Consider the following 14,855-nt stretch of genomic DNA (forward strand, 5'->3'; position numbering starts at 1 on the left):
CTGGTGAGAAAGACATTATCCTTCTCCAGATCATGGGAAAATCACCGATTGGCTATACGTTACTTCCTGTATAACTATAATCTTGAAAGATTGGCAATAAAGCCAGCCTTACTTTAAACACAGTACCCAATTTTGAAGTAGGATATCTCTGTCCAATCAGTTAAAAAGCAGCTTTAGGTAAAACGACGGCTGCTTGAGGCGCTCACGCAGGTCTAGGTCGTTGAACATGCAGGAGATGGTTTCGGCCAGTGCTTTGTTTTTAGAGGCTTTTGATGCTACCTGATTGAAGAGCCAGGGATAGTTAAGCAACTGCTGCATTTTCCGGCTTAGCTTCAGTTCTTTCCAGAGGCGGTTGTAGACGGCGGCATCATACTTTTGCATAAAGGCGGCTGAAAAGTTTTGCACCTGCAGGCAGGCCGCTGCCTGTTCTGCTGCCCAACGCCCGCTTATCATAGCGTTGCTGATGCCTTCTCCGGTAAAAGGGTCTATTAAAGCACCGGCATCGCCTACCAGCATATAGTTGTCGCCTGAGATGCTTCTCTTTTTGGAGCCTAGCGGCAGTCCATAGCCTTTTATATCGTCGATGAGTTGAGCGTTAGCGAAGCGCTTTTGCAGTTCCGGGTGCGTAGCAATCATCCGGAGCATTTCTTTTTTCAGGTTCACTTTCTTTTTACTCACTGCGCTGCTCAACATGCCCACACCCACATTGGCATGTCCGTTTGGCAGCGGGAATATCCAGAAGTACCCCGGCAGGAAGTCTTTGAAGAAGTGCAGCTCAATAAAATTATCCTGATCCAGCGCCGCCACGTTATAGTAATAAGCCCGTAAGCCGGCGCAATAGTGCTCCGGCTCCTGCTGCAGTTGGGCCACATGCCGCGCAAACCCCGACTGCGCACCATTGGCTGCAATCAGTAGCTTCGCCTGTACCAGCGGCTGCCCGTCTTTGCCTGAAAGTATAAAGCTGCCATCCTGCTGCCGTTCGTATTGCGTCAGTTCCACTCCCTCCCACAATTGTACCTCCGGGCGCTGCCTTACCTGCTCTATCAGAAAATTATCGAAATGCATGCGTTTGGAGATATAACCTGCAGGAGAATCCTGTACTTTGTTGTAGTTGTACTTGAATGGCACGCTCAGCTGCTGCCCCCCAGGCGATATAAAATGGATTCCCCAGGACGGTAATTGCTCCTGCTGCTGGCTAAACAAAGCTGGTAACTCCGATGCAATACGCCGCAGCTCGTTTACCACTTTGCCACTCAGCGCATCCCCGCACACTTTATCGCGCGGAAATATAGCTTTATCTATCAGGAGGGATGGGATGCCTTTGTTGGCGAGATGGAGTGCTGCTGTTGCGCCGCCAGGGCCCGCACCCATGATGCAAATATCAGTTTGGTACATGCAATAGTGTAAGAACAAAACGAAAGATAGGAATTTACGGCCTCAGCTGCATACCCTAAAGGCACAAAAAAAGAGGACGACCTCATTGGCCGTCCTCCTTCTATATTTCCATAGTGTTTATTTTGCTCTTAATGCCTTACTTTTTATCGTATGGCATGTTGTTACCGCCTTGTGCTAAATTGCGGTTAGGGTTCTGTACTTTAGAATCGTCAGTTTGTTGAATTTTCTTAGCAGGGTCAATGGCTACGTCTTCTGTATACCCTTCCTGCTGTCGTTTGTTTTCAATTTTCGAAGTAATATTTTCTTCAGACTGTTTCTGCAGTCTCTCTTTATTATTATTTTTATCTTCGCTCATAGTCTTGTCTCCTTGTATTGGCATTCTTAGTACTTAGCTATATTTACGCCAATCCCGCCTATTTTGTTACAATCTAGTGCAACTAGTTACTGAAAGGCTAACTTTCTAAAATGCAAAAAGGGAGATTTTACCTCCCTTTTGAATAAGTATAATTACTGCTAAACTACTGCAGCACAGTGTCGAACTGCACCAGGTTCACGAATCGCTGCACGCGCTGGTTTATCTCCTCCTGTGTCAGGTTTTTCAAGCGCTCTGTACCAAATTTTTCTACACAGAAAGACGCTAAAGCAGAGCCATATATTACGGCACGCTTCATATTATCAAAGCTGGTGTCGCCGGTGCTGGCAATGTACCCAATGAAGCCACCGGCAAAAGTATCGCCGGCTCCGGTTGGGTCAAATACATCTTCCAGAGGAAGAGCTGGCGCGAAGAACACTCTGTCTTCGTTGAACAACAAGGCACCATGCTCGCCTTTTTTGATGATGAGGAACCTAGGTCCCATTTTCATAATCACTTTGGCAGCCTTCACCAAAGAGTACTCGCCGCTTAGCTGGCGCGCCTCTTCATCGTTGATTGAAAGCACATCTACCAGTGCGATGGTTTCCTTCAGCGCATCCAGTGCAATGTCCATCCAGAAGTTCATGGTGTCCATTACCACCAGTTTCGGGCGCACGTTCAGGCGCTCAATAACAGTGCGCTGCACCTGCGGCGCGAGATTGCCTAGCATCAGGTACTCACAGCCCTGGTAGCTATCTGGAATAATTGGATCGAAATCGCCCAGCACGTTTAGCTCTGTTACCAGCGTTTCGCGGCTGTTCATATCGTTAAAATAGCGGCCAGACCAGAAGAAAGACTTCTCGTTCTCCTTTACCTGCACGCCTTCGGTGCTGATGTTGCGCTGGTGCATCAATTGGATGTGGTCCTGATCAAAGTCACCACCTACCACAGATACCACATTCACAGGTTTTATAAAATAAGAAGCCGACAAAGAGATATACGTGGCCGCACCACCTACAATTTTATCTGTTTTTCCGAAGGGTGTCTCCAGCGCATCAAACGCCATTGAACCTACTACTGTTAAGCTCATACTTTTATTACTTATGAATTATTAATTACAAATTATAAATAGGACCGAAAGACGTGCTACCACAGAACGTTAGCTGTATCTCTCCCATTCCTACTGCGAAATCTTTCGCCGTTGTTGCGTGTTTTCACCAACAACTCATTTATTGCTTTATGGTTAAATTGCTAAACCATTAAATTGCCGCCTTTTGAGCAATTCTAGATACAACAATTTAACAACACAGCCATTTAGCCATGCAATGAAATAAAAAAGCCCTTGAAGTTAGCTTCAAGGGCTTGGGGTGGAAGATGGGGCTCGAACCCACGACCCCCAGAATCACAATCTGGTGCTCTAACCGACTGAGCTACAACCACCGTGTCTCGTTTGAGTGTGCAAATATACAGAGGAAATGACACAATGCAATAACCTGGCGCATTTTTTTGCCTCTAAAATCGGCACCGGACGTTAAGCTGCTACAAATCAGAAATATATTGTACCTGAATATTTACCTGCTCTCCTGCTGTCCTTTCTACCTGTCGAACAGCAAACGTTCTCCCAACTTACTTTCATCAAAAGCTCCGTTGTTATAAGCCAGGTGCCCAGATACAAAAGTATGGGTAATGGTGCTCTGGAAGGTATGGTTCTCAAATGGTGACCAGTTACACTTATAGTAAATGTTGTCTTTGCTGACGGTAAAGGATTTATTTAAATCCACCATCACCAGGTCTGCCCAATACCCTTCCCTAATATAGCCGCGCTCCCGCACATTGAACAGTATGGCTGGGGCATGGCACATTTTCTCTACTACTTTCTCAAGCGTCAGCTTGCCCTCCCGCACAAACTCCAGCATCATCTGCAGCGAGTGTTGCACCAGCGGCACGCCCGATGGTGCTTTTTTGTACTTGCCCTGCTTCTCCTCCCATAGGTGCGGCGCGTGGTCTGTGGCAATAATGTCCAGCTTATCGTCCAGCAGCCCCTGAAGCAACGCTTTTTTGTGCCGTGCCTCTTTTATGGCTGGATTACACTTTATCTGTGATCCGAAGGTATCGTAATCTTCCTTGTCGAACCACATGTGGTGCACACACAACTCTGCTGTAATGCGCTTTTGCTCCAGCGGGATATCGTTACGGAAAAGCTTTAGTTCTTCTTCGGTGGAGATGTGCAGGATGTGCAGACGGGTATTGTGTTTTTCTGCCAGCTTCACGGCCATAAAAGAAGATTTAAAGCAGGCCACCTCGTTCCTGATTTCCGGATGACATTTTACAGGTATGTCGTCCCCATACTTCTCTTCATAAAGCGCCATGTTATCGCGGATGGTCTGCTCATCCTCGCAGTGCACCGCAATAGGCAGCTTGGCTTTGGAAAAGATATGCTCCAGCGCCTCCTCGTTGTCCACCAGCATGTTGCCGGTAGAGGAGCCCATAAATATTTTGATGCCGCACACCGTGTTCGGATTGGTCAGCAGCACCTCGGACAGGTTATCGTTGGTGGCGCCCATAAAGAAGGAGTAGTTTGCCAGCGAGGTTTCAGCGGCAATCTTATACTTGTCCTCCAGTAGTTCCTGCGTTACCGCATTGGGAACTGTGTTTGGCATCTCCATAAACGAAGTAACGCCGCCTGCCACAGCCGCTTTCGCTTCGGAGCTGATGGTTGCCTTGTGTGTGAGGCCTGGCTCCCGGAAATGCACCTGGTCGTCAATAATGCCCGGCAGCAGGTGCAGCCCGGTGGCATCGATGGTTTCGTCGGCTTCGGCTGTTATATTCTGGCCCACCTGTGCTATGCGTCCGTTTCTAATCAGCACATCGGTGAGGGCAGTTCTTCCTTCGTTAACAAGCTGTGCGTTCTTTATAAGCGTACTTTTCATGTTGCTAAGATAGGGGATGCAGCGGTAGGTTGAAAGCAGCTATTGTAAATCTGATGCCATAACCTGCATTAATTTTTCTTTGAATACAATATCAAGCATAGCACGTCCAGCACTTGTCAGATTATATATGTTACCCCCAGAATCTCCAGAAAAATCCCCTCCATTTATTCCACCAAAACTAATTAATCCTAAAACGAAAAGATGCTCACACACATATGCTTCTAAAATATTTCCGTTATTAGTTATAGAGTCTCTTTCGATAAATATGTGGAGCCAAACTAAATCATCCAGAAAAGCCCTATCGACAATAGAAATTAATCGCAATCCCATACTACTTTCTACCTTTCTATTTATCATTGCTTTCATTACTATTCCTGTAATGTCCGCTTTTTCAAGCCTGTCTGCTTTTTCTAAAGTCAGAATTATAACTTCACCAACTCTCTGCCTATACTTTGGATTCTCTTCTAACTGCTTTCGAAACTCTAGTCGTTTACTTTCAGAAATATCATCAAGTTGAAATAGAAATCTTGAGATTTTTAGAAAAAAGCTTTGCTGCCTGACATTTATGATGTAGTCGACAACTTTCGCGGATAAGCCCACACCCTCAACTCCTTCCAATGGTGTGTTAACTGTATATTTTTCTATAGCTTTATCACCTATATCAGAAGCTATTTCTTGTAAATTAGGATCTGAGACAGCATGCATGATTGTGTTAGCTAATTCAGCTATTCCCATGATGTTGCAATGTTTGAAAGTTATAATAAGTCTTTTATTCTTTTTGCATAGTGTAGTAAACTCATTTTCAAGAGTGATAAATTATCAAGCAATATATGAATGTCATTGATGAACTTGATAGTTAAATTAACTCCAAGAAAACAGTATAAGTGCAACACCTATAGTTTCACCCACAGCCCTAAAGCTTCAGCAGCAGCAACCTGCACAGGTCCCGTAACAGATAAGCCACAGCTTTAGTACATAAGCGGGAGACTCTTTAAAAGCAGAAAATGGAGCAACATTTTACCCTCCGGCGATTTAACCAGGTGCTGCTGGCCCTGCTGTTATTTTTCGGTACCCTTTATTTAGCCAAAGACTTCATGGTTCCTGTCGCGATAGGAGGATTGTTTGCCATGCTGCTTGCCCCCGCCTGCCGCAAGCTTGAGAAGTGGGGCATACACCGTACCATTGCGGCCATTATCTGCGTACTGGCTGTTGTCGTGTTGCTCATACTGCTCATTATAGTCCTTGTTGATCAACTGACCTCACTGGCATACGACCTTCCAAGGCTTGACTACAAACTTTCGGAACTGCTTAATGAGGCACACCGGTACGTGAAGGAGAATTTCAATGTATCGCGGGAAGAGCAAAATGAATATATTCAGCGAAGCCTCAGAAGCTCTCTGCAGTTTGTGGGTATCTACCTCAGGAGCTTGTTTCTTTTTGCAGGTTCTATGCTGGTAAGCTTTGTTATTGTGATGAGCTATACCTTGCTGTTTCTTCTCTACAGGAAAAAGCTAAAGAACTTCATATCGCGCCTCACCGACAGCTATGATGCCAACGCACATGAGATGGTAAGCAAAATCACGACTGTCGCCAGTTCCTACATCTCAGGAGTTTTTCTGGTCGTCTTCATCCTCACCATAATAAACACAGTTGGGCTGATGGTGATTGGTATTGATCATGCCCTGCTGTTTGGGCTAGTGGCCGGCCTCCTGAACATTATCCCGTACCTCGGCTCTATTGCAGGAAGTCTGATTCCGGTGTTGTTTGCCTTGTTAACCAGAGATTCACTGTGGACGCCGGCTGTTGTAGCCATCTTCTTTCTGGTGGTGCAGCAAGTGGAGAGTTATATTCTCACCCCCAACATTACGGGTGCAAAAGTAAAACTCAACCCAATGGCTACGCTCATGGTGCTGTTGCTAGGCAGCGCAATCTGGGGTATAGCGGGCATGATTCTGTTTGTTCCTTACCTGGGCATCGCAAAAGTTATTTTCGACAACATAGACAGGCTCAGGCCTTTTGGCTTTGTTCTCGGGAAGGATGGGGATGAGGAGTACGGGTGACCTAATCTGGACCTTCCTTGCCTCCCAGCCATTTAATTACCGTACCTTTGTACATTAACAGAAAGTAAGTAGCATAACCATGGCAGAAGAAGAAGCAGAAAAAGAGATTACCACATTCGAAGATTTTAAGCTGAATAAACAACTGCTGAATGCCATTGAAGAAGCTGGTTATGAAAAACCAACTCCCATTCAGCAACAAGCCATCCCGCTGATTATGGCGGGCCAGGATATCCTAGGCATCGCCCAGACAGGCACAGGCAAAACGGCTGCTTATCTCCTGCCCCTCCTCATGAAGGTAAAGTATGCACAAGGCATGAATCCACGAGCGGTTATTATAGCCCCTACCCGTGAGCTGGCTATGCAGATAGAGGAAAGTATTGCCCTGCTGGCTAAATACACGGATTTACGCTACACCGCCATCTATGGCGGACTGGGTCCCAAAACACAGATAGAGATCATCAACCAGGGGCTTGATATTGTTGTGGCCACGCCCAAGCGCCTGATGGAGCTTTACCTGAAAGGCGAACTGATTCTGAAGGAGCTGAAAACACTAATACTGGATGAGGCTGACAAAATGATGGACATGGGCTTTATGCCGCAGATACGCCAGATACTGGAGGTAATTCCGCGCAAGCGCCAGAACCTTCTGTTCTCGGCCACCATGCCAGACAAGGTAGTAGAACTCTCGGAGGAGTTCCTGGAATACCCGACACGTGTGGAGGTAACGCCACAGGCTACGCCGGTAGAAACGGTAACACAGGTAATGTACCAGGTGCCGAACCTGCGCACCAAAATTGCCATGCTCGAGCACCTGATTCAGGATGAAGAAAAGCTGAACCGTGTCATTATCTTCACCAGGAGTAAGAAGAATGCGGAAAGCGTGTCTAAGTTTATAGAGCACCGAAATTATGGTGAAGTGCGGGCTATACACGGCAACAAAGGCCAGAATACCCGCATCAATTCAATGGAGGCATTCAAGGGCGGCGAAGTACGCTTTCTGGTAGCCACAGATGTGGCAGCCCGGGGTATAGATGTGACCATGGTGAGCCACGTGATAAATTTTGACGTGCCGTTTGTGTACGAGGATTATGTGCACCGCATTGGCCGCACTGGTCGCGCCGAAAATGAAGGCGCCGCGATTACGTTTGCTAACGAAGCAGAGATGTACCACATCCGCAAAATAGAGAAACTGATAAGGATGCAGATTCCGGAGCTGCCTTTACCAGCAGAAGTAGAAGTATTCAAGACTCCTTTCGAAGAGCAGCAGGAAATAGCAAAAGCCATTGACCACCTGAAGCGCCAGGAGAACCCGGATTTTAAAGGTGCTTTCCACGAAAAGAAGGGAATTCCGAAAGGCAAGCCCAAACCAAGTAAAGGAGATCCAAAGGCATCCTTCTGGAAAAAGACGAAAAAGAAGGGAAGTAAGAAGAAGTAAACCCTCATCACCATCCCGCGCTTAAGCTGCTACGGAGATATAGCTAACAGAAGCTCGGGTAAAAAGTCCCCCTCCTTAGACAAGGAGGGGTTAGGGATGGTTGGACTGGGCATAAAAACAGTGCGTGCTAAGCACCTTTTGACACTAACAAAAAAGGAGGCGTAACAGCCTCCTTCGTCTATTCAAACCTACCTGAATACTAAAGATACTTCGCCACTACATCACCGAACTCGAAGACCATCAGGGTGAGGGTGGCACTCCAGAAAGCAGAGCTCCAGAGCATGTGAACGAAAATGTGTTTGCGTGGCGCTCCCAACAAGGCAGCCACTATGGTTCCGAAAATGGGCGTGAGCAGGATTGGCGTAAGAAAAGCTACTCCAGTCACGCCAAAATTTGTCCATACCTTCACAATACGGCGGTTTTTTGAAGTAAAGCGGGGCTTCTGCTTTGCACGTTGGCGCCTGGAATACCATTCCGACACAGCTTTGCCAATAATAGAAAAGATGATAACGCTCGTCATCATACCCGCCACTGTCAGCAGCGCCGTCTCCAAATAAGACAGGCCCAGCGATATTCCGGTTAGTGGTCCTGCGAAGAACTTCACCATACTAACCAGATACACAGAAAGATATTTTAATAGGTTCACTAACACGTTCAAGGGCTAAAATTGCATTCTAATGTAACGAATAAGTACTAAGACTACTGTATACGCATGAAAGAAACTACATTCGCATAACAATTCTAATAACTTCAATAAGATAACCCCTTAAAATAGAATGCTTTGTGCAGGTTGTGAGTAACAGCCAAGTACTGGCAAAAGTTCAGGTTAAATCTTAGGACCGAAAGCCAGGTCACCGGCATCGCCCAAGCCAGGCACTATGTAGAAGCGCTCGTTCAGGTGATCATCTAAGGCACCCAGCCAAAGCAGGGCCTCTGGCATTTCCTTTTGCACATAGGCCACTCCTTCGGGGGAGGCGATAGCGGCAGCAACGTGCACCTGCTTCGGCTCGCCATGGCGCAGCATTCCTTTATAAGACTTTACCAGAGAACGCCCTGTCGCCAGCATGGGGTCTGCCAGGATTAAGATTTTATCATGCAGGTTTGTGGAGGCCAGGTACTCCATATTGATCTGCAATTCTGTATTCTCTTCCTCCACACGGTAAGCACCTACAAACGTACTGTAAGCTCTATCGAAATAGTTCAGCATACCGTTGTACAGCGGCAGGCCGGCACGCAGAATAGTTGCCAGCACCGGCTGCTCAGCCAGCAGCATGGTTTGTGTATCAGCGAGCGGTGTGGTAAGCGTTTCAGCTGTATAGGGCAGCTTTTTAGAGATTTCATAAGCCAACAACTCTCCCAATCGCTCCAGGTTGCGCCGGAAACGCAGGCTGTCTCCGTGCACTTTTACATCACGTAACTCGGCAATGAAGTGATTAGCTAAAGAAGGCGTTTGGGTTAAAATATGGATGTTGCTGTTTTCCATGAGAAATGCTGTGGCTTATGTTGTTCCTTTAAAGATACGCAAGGTATAGCCGTTCTGCCAAAACAGGAGTCTATTTTCGCCGCAAAGTCAGCCTGCTACCTATAGGTATAACTTACTTCAGAATGCAGAAGAAAATGCAACAAAGCACGCTTTTATACCGCACCTGTTGTAGTTAAAGTATAAAGTCTGGTTGTTCTTCAACAAAATCGGGCACAAAACAGTACATTCGCTTTTTAATTTACTGATTTTCCCGAACAGCTTTATGCTCACGAAACGTATTCTTTGTGCTTTGGGCCTGACACTTGCCGCTGGGTCTGCAGCACAGGCGCAGGACGTGTATGTGCCCCTTAACCAGGATGTGTACCATTGGATAGACCGTTACCAAATAAAGTACGGCGACCAGGTACCGCAGCTACACACGGCCGTGCGGCCGTACAGCCGTCAGGACGTAGCAGACCTGGCAGAGGTGAGCGCCCGCAATGCTACCACAGCAGTAGACCAGTTTAACACACAGTACCTGCTGAACGACAACTGGAACTTCACCAACATGGAGGACAACTTCAGCAGAAAGCCTATTCTGAATTACTTCTACCAAAACAAGACCGACCTGTACAGCTATGAAGGTGAGAACTTTTCCCTTCGCGTAAACCCGGTGCTGCACCTGGAGTTAGGCCTTGACAACCTGACGGACGGTGCGCGCTACATCAACACCCGGGGTGTGCAGATAGAGGGCACTATAGACGAGAAGTTCGGCTTCTATACCTTTATCGGTGAGAATCAGGCCCGCTTCCCCGGCTACGTGGTAGACCGTATTCAACGGGATGGCGTGGTACCTCATGAAGGACTATGGAAAAGGTTTAAAGGAGATGGCTATGACTTCCTCACGGCAAGAGGATACCTGAGCTACGCCCTTTCCAAGCATGTGGCAATACAACTGGGGCACGATCGCCATTTTATAGGAGATGGCTACCGCTCTCTCGTTTACTCTGACTTTGCTCCCCCTGCTTTTTTCCTGAAGCTGAACACTAAAGTATGGCGGCTGCACTACATGAACCTGTTCCAGGAGCTCATTTCTGAGTATAAGCGGGGTGGTGGTGATATTCTATTTCCAAAGAAGTACATTGCACTACACCGCCTGGGCCTCAACGTAACCGACAACCTGAATATAGGCTTGTTTGAGCAGGTGGTTTTCTCCCGCGGCAAAGGCAGGTTTGAACTACAGTACCTGAATCCCATTATTTTTTATAGAAGCGTAGAACAAAGCATCGGCAGCGAAGACAACGCCATGCTGGGAGCTGATTTCCGCTGGAATATACTGAACCGCGTGCAGCTGTATGGGCAACTGGTGCTGGATGAGTTCCTGCTAAGCGAGGTCAGAGCATCGAATGGCTGGTGGGCTAATAAGCAGGCAGGCCAGGTTGGCGCTAAATACATTGATGCTTTTGGTCTGAACAACCTTGATCTGCAGGGCGAGGTCAACATCATACGTCCGTTCACTTATCAGCACATGGACCAGTTCAGGAATTACCAGCACTACAGGCAGCCGCTGGCGCACCCTATTGGGGCGAACCTGTACGAGTTGATAGGAATTATAAACTACCAGCCAATCCCTCGCCTGAACCTGACGGGTAAGGCCATTGCCACCCGCTTTGGGCAGGATATTGTAACTGCCACAGATACGTTGAACTATGGCGGCAATGTTAACCTGTCTTATTTTGACCGGGTTTCTACCTATGGCAACGAGATTGGCCAGGGCGTCACTACCAACCAGGTGCACCTCGACCTGACGGCTACGTTCCAGCTGCGCCACAACATGTTCCTGGACCTGAAGCAGATCGTGCGCCGCACCGATACTGAAGTAAACGCACTAGACCGCAACACCTACTTTACCTCCTTTGCCTTCCGTTGGAATATTCCACAGCGCTTGCATGAGTTTTAAGGGAATTTTATAAACAGTAATGCAAAAGGCAGAGAGGTAACTTTCTGCCTTTTGCATTTTTATCCTTTCTATCTTTTAATAAGTATCTTTGCGGCGGTTAGAGCAACATCAAACTGCCTGCGCCAGCGCATAATTATCTCTAAATCATTGTTTAACACCATCAGGTGTTAGTATATAAGTTGCCCGCCAGTTAAAAAGGCATGGTGCAGTAGAAGCGGCAGGCAACAACCTATAACAGCATGAAGACCTACCTTCGCATACTTCAGTTTGCCAAGCCCTATAGCCGGTTTGTGCCCCTTTATTCTATATACACCATTCTGGGTATTATCTTCGGCATTTTCAATTTTGCACTGATCATCCCGTTGTTGAACGTCCTGTTCGCCCAGGTAGGCACCGACGATGCAGCTACCATGGTGACGCAAAGGCCGGAGTTCTCCCTTAGCATCGATTTCTTCTCTGATTTCTTTAACTATTACTTCGGGCAGGTCATTCTGCAGGAAGGGCGCCAGGGGGCGCTATTGTTCGTGTGTATAGTGGTGGTGATATCTATTTTCATGGCGAACCTGTTCCGCTACCTGGCTTTCCGGATTGTGGGGACGCTGCGGGCGCATGTGGTTAAGAAAATGCGCCACGCCATCTACCAGCGCGTGACAGAGTTGCACCTGGGCTACTTTTCGAATGAGCGAAAGGGAGACCTGATGACCCGCCTGACAGTGGACATACAGGAGGTAGAGAACTCCGTTGTGAATACACTAACCGTAGTTATCAGGGAGCCTATCTCTATCATTGCTTATTTTGCCGTTCTGTTTACCATGTCAGTAAAACTGACGCTATTTACACTTATCCTGCTTCCTTTATCAGGAGGCGTGATTGCAGGTATATCGAAGCGGCTGAAGCGCAAAGCAAAGGAAGGCCAGAGTTCCCTTAGCTTTATTCTGACCATTATAGATGAAACATTGAGCGGCATGCGGGTGGTGAAGGCTTTTAACGCAGAGCCATTCATACTCAGCAAATTCCATGATCAGAATAGCCGCTATGCCCGTATCCAGCGCTCCATCGCCAACAAGCGTGACCTTGCTTCGCCGCTTTCTGAGTTTCTGGGGGTAACGGTGGTAGCAGGCTTGCTGTACTATGGCGGAAACCTGGTGCTGAGCCAGCAATCGGAGCTGCAGCCGGCAGAATTTATCGCTTATATCATACTTTTCTCGCAGGTGTTGGTGCCAGCAAAAGCCATGTCGGCTTCTTTCAGTAACATACAGCGGGGCCTCGTGTCTGGAGACAGGGTGCTGCAGGTAATTGATACCCAACCAAACGTGGTGAATAAGCCGGATGCAAAGGCGCTACCCGAGTTTGAGCACCAGATAGAGTTTAAGCGGGTAAGCTTCGGCTATGGCGATAAGCACGTGCTGCAGGACATTAGCTTCACCATCGAAAAAGGAAAGACTGTGGCGCTAGTAGGCCCTTCTGGTGGAGGTAAGTCTACCCTTGCTGACCTGATACCCCGCTTCTACGATCCAACTGCAGGAGCTATTTTTATTGATGGCCACGACATCCGGGATTATACCATGGAGTCGGTGCGCGATAAAATAGGGGTGGTAACGCAGGAGTCCATCCTCTTCAACGACACCATCTTCAACAACATCGCCTTCAACAAAGTAGATGCGACAGAGGAAGAAGTAATAGCTGCCGCGAAGATTGCCAATGCCCATGAATTCATCATCACCTCAGAGAACGGCTACCAAACGACCATCGGGGACCGTGGCAGCAAGCTTTCGGGCGGGCAGCGGCAGCGCCTGAGCATTGCCAGGGCCATCCTTAAAAACCCGCCAATCCTTATTTTAGATGAGGCTACCTCCGCGCTCGATACAGAATCCGAGAAACTGGTGCAGGAGGCGCTCACGAACCTGATGCGAAACAGAACTTCTATTGTGATTGCACACCGCTTGAGCACGATACAGCATGCCGATGAAATACTGGTGCTGCAGCAGGGCAGGATAGTAGAGCGGGGTACTCACGACGAACTGCAGCAGCATAGTGGCTTATACGCCAGGCTTACGCAGATGCAACTAACGGCTTAGGCGTACTGGGGGTTTAGGAGCCTGTTTTAGGGGAAAGCAATATTTTATTCTTAATTTTAAGAAATTTATTGTCGCACCCAAACCAGCTAAAAGCATGAAGGCACTACAAGCAATTCTTGATTTATCTGTATTGGTCTACACGATTTTCATCGTACTTCTGTTAACCTCTGTACTCGACGAAAACACCATTTTTGCAATCGACTCGGAAAACCAGGCACTCATACTTTATAAAATCTTAGTCTCCGCAGGCATTTTGCTGATGCTGGTCAGGCTACTGGCCAACCATCTGCACATTGCCGCCTTTAAATATGACCGCCACCGGGCACAGTTAACAATCAACAATCTAAAAGCCGACCTTTACGAAAAGCGCCAGGCATTCAGAAGCAACAGAAACAAAGGCAGTTACTCTGAGGAGGAAGCTGAAATACCGAACTAACGCACCACAATGACATCCACTACGATACTGGCAGAACTGACGCAGGCACAGGAAGTGCTCACCGCCTTTCTGTCTGACACAGATAACATTGCATCTATTGAGGCGGCAGCCAACGTAATGGCCGAAGGAATAAGCAACGGCGGCAAAATACTGAGCTGCGGCAACGGCGGCTCTATGTGCGATGCCATGCACTTTGCTGAGGAATTGACGGGCCGTTACCGCAACGACCGCCGCGCCCTTCCTGCCATCGCCATCTCAGACCAGAGCCACATGAGCTGCGTGAGCAACGACTATGGCTATGATGCCATTTTCTCCCGCTACCTGGAGGCACTCGGAAACTCTGGCGACGTGCTCCTGGCCATCAGCACCAGCGGCAACTCCGGCAACATCATCAAAGCCGTAGAGGCTGCCAGAGCAAAAGGCATGAAAGTAGTAGGCCTGACAGGCAAGGATGGCGGCAAATTGGCCCCGCTCTGCGATGTAGAGGTACGCGTAGCACATTCAGGCTACGCTGACCGTGTGCAGGAAGTACATATTAAAGTCATCCATATCCTGATACTGCTGCTGGAGCAGAAGCTGACCTGATCCTGCTTCATAATTCAGCTGTGCACGTACCAAAGGCCACACTTAACTAAGCTGTGGCCTTTTTTCGCATACTTCTATCGGGCTACGCACCATGCATTACCATTCCCCTAACCACATGGATACGTCCCGCTGCTTTCAGGTTTCCAGCTGATTCGGAATCAA

Annotated in this window: 13 protein-coding genes and 1 tRNA gene; 6 read left to right on the top strand and 8 right to left on the bottom strand. The window is 47.8% G+C overall.

Features of this window, described 5'->3' with window-relative positions; all coding sequences use genetic code 11:
- Positions 1-156: 156 nt before the first annotated feature.
- The 6 genes from ACFS7Z_RS17265 to ACFS7Z_RS17290 form a co-directional block, all read right to left on the bottom strand.
- Positions 157-1,371, bottom strand: a complete 1,215-nt coding sequence (locus ACFS7Z_RS17265) for an NAD(P)/FAD-dependent oxidoreductase (protein WP_377487239.1) — start codon at positions 1,369-1,371, stop codon at positions 157-159.
- Positions 1,372-1,531: 160 nt separating this feature from the next.
- Entirely contained in the window at positions 1,532-1,750 is a 219-nt protein-coding gene (locus tag ACFS7Z_RS17270; protein WP_377487241.1) for a hypothetical protein, read from the bottom strand.
- A 163-nt stretch (positions 1,751-1,913) separates the two neighbouring features.
- On the bottom strand, positions 1,914-2,837 hold the full coding sequence (locus ACFS7Z_RS17275; RefSeq protein WP_377487243.1) for a PfkB family carbohydrate kinase: 924 nt from the start codon (positions 2,835-2,837) through the stop codon (positions 1,914-1,916).
- Between the two features lie 273 nt (positions 2,838-3,110).
- A tRNA-His gene (locus ACFS7Z_RS17280) sits at positions 3,111-3,187 on the bottom strand.
- Positions 3,188-3,342: 155 nt separating this feature from the next.
- A complete protein-coding gene (locus ACFS7Z_RS17285) occupies positions 3,343-4,677 on the bottom strand; it encodes a dihydroorotase (RefSeq protein WP_377487245.1) in 1,335 nt (444 codons plus the stop codon).
- Between the two features lie 39 nt (positions 4,678-4,716).
- Complete coding sequence (locus ACFS7Z_RS17290; RefSeq protein ID WP_377487247.1) at positions 4,717-5,412, bottom strand: hypothetical protein; 696 nt, start codon at positions 5,410-5,412, stop codon at positions 4,717-4,719.
- Positions 5,413-5,681: 269 nt separating this feature from the next.
- Here ACFS7Z_RS17290 and ACFS7Z_RS17295 point away from each other — a divergent pair, with 269 nt between their 5' ends.
- Positions 5,682-6,737, top strand: a complete 1,056-nt coding sequence (locus ACFS7Z_RS17295; protein WP_377487249.1) for an AI-2E family transporter — start codon at positions 5,682-5,684, stop codon at positions 6,735-6,737.
- Between the two features lie 79 nt (positions 6,738-6,816).
- A complete protein-coding gene (locus ACFS7Z_RS17300) occupies positions 6,817-8,172 on the top strand; it encodes a DEAD/DEAH box helicase (RefSeq protein ID WP_377487251.1) in 1,356 nt (451 codons plus the stop codon).
- 199 nt (positions 8,173-8,371) lie between these two features.
- Here the strand turns inward: ACFS7Z_RS17300 and ACFS7Z_RS17305 are convergent, their stop codons facing one another.
- Both ACFS7Z_RS17305 and upp read right to left on the bottom strand, forming a co-directional pair.
- Complete coding sequence (locus ACFS7Z_RS17305; protein ID WP_377487253.1) at positions 8,372-8,818, bottom strand: hypothetical protein; 447 nt, start codon at positions 8,816-8,818, stop codon at positions 8,372-8,374.
- A gap of 180 nt (positions 8,819-8,998) precedes the next feature.
- Positions 8,999-9,655, bottom strand: coding sequence for a uracil phosphoribosyltransferase (upp, locus tag ACFS7Z_RS17310; RefSeq protein WP_377487255.1), 657 nt, complete (start codon positions 9,653-9,655; stop codon positions 8,999-9,001).
- A 262-nt stretch (positions 9,656-9,917) separates the two neighbouring features.
- Here upp and ACFS7Z_RS17315 point away from each other — a divergent pair, with 262 nt between their 5' ends.
- The 4 genes from ACFS7Z_RS17315 (at position 9,918) to lpcA (ending at position 14,693) form a co-directional block, all read left to right on the top strand.
- Positions 9,918-11,594 carry a hypothetical protein gene (locus ACFS7Z_RS17315; RefSeq protein ID WP_377487257.1) on the top strand — a complete coding sequence of 559 codons (1,677 nt, stop codon included), beginning with the start codon at positions 9,918-9,920 and terminating at the stop codon, positions 11,592-11,594.
- Between the two features lie 239 nt (positions 11,595-11,833).
- Positions 11,834-13,672: an ABC transporter ATP-binding protein gene (locus ACFS7Z_RS17320; protein WP_377487259.1), complete on the top strand. Its 1,839-nt coding sequence runs from the start codon at positions 11,834-11,836 to the stop codon at positions 13,670-13,672.
- Between the two features lie 94 nt (positions 13,673-13,766).
- Complete coding sequence (locus ACFS7Z_RS17325) at positions 13,767-14,108, top strand: hypothetical protein (protein WP_377487261.1); 342 nt, start codon at positions 13,767-13,769, stop codon at positions 14,106-14,108.
- Between the two features lie 9 nt (positions 14,109-14,117).
- Positions 14,118-14,693 (top strand): D-sedoheptulose 7-phosphate isomerase, encoded by a 576-nt coding sequence (gene lpcA, locus ACFS7Z_RS17330; protein ID WP_377487263.1) that lies wholly within the window; start codon positions 14,118-14,120, stop codon positions 14,691-14,693.
- The last annotated feature ends 162 nt before the right edge of the window (positions 14,694-14,855 follow it).

The sequence above is a fragment of the Pontibacter toksunensis genome (assembly GCF_042686245.1).
Lineage (GTDB): Bacteria > Bacteroidota > Bacteroidia > Cytophagales > Hymenobacteraceae > Pontibacter > Pontibacter toksunensis.